Here is a 260-nt window from a genome sequence, read left to right as displayed (position 1 = left end):
CCGGGCTGTGCCGGGTCGTCTTCCATTCGATGGTGCTGCAATATCTGGGTGCCGGGCAGCGCGCCGCGATCGTCGCCGCCATCCACCGCGCCGGCACCCGTGCCGATCCGAGCCGGCCGCTCGCCTGGATCGGGTTCGAGTGGACCGAATGCCGCCGCGAGGTCCGCCTGATGCTCACCTGCTGGCCGGACGGCACCACCCACCACCTCGCCACCTGCCACCCCTACGGCCAGTGGATCAAATGGCTGCATCCCTGACGG

The 260-nt window shown here is 70.4% G+C and carries 1 protein-coding gene; it reads left to right on the top strand.

Translation table 11 applies throughout. The features are described from left to right. Positions 1-257: DUF2332 family protein (locus tag IFT82_RS20425; RefSeq protein WP_192129953.1), on the top strand; the 257-nt coding region annotated here is incomplete at its 5' end. Between the last annotated feature and the right edge of the window lie 3 nt (positions 258-260).

The sequence above is a fragment of the Sphingomonas sp. CFBP 8760 genome, assembly GCF_014841615.1.
GTDB lineage: Bacteria > Pseudomonadota > Alphaproteobacteria > Sphingomonadales > Sphingomonadaceae > Sphingomonas.
Note: the sequence above shows the minus strand (reverse complement) of the source record. Positions and strands in the feature narration are given on the sequence as shown.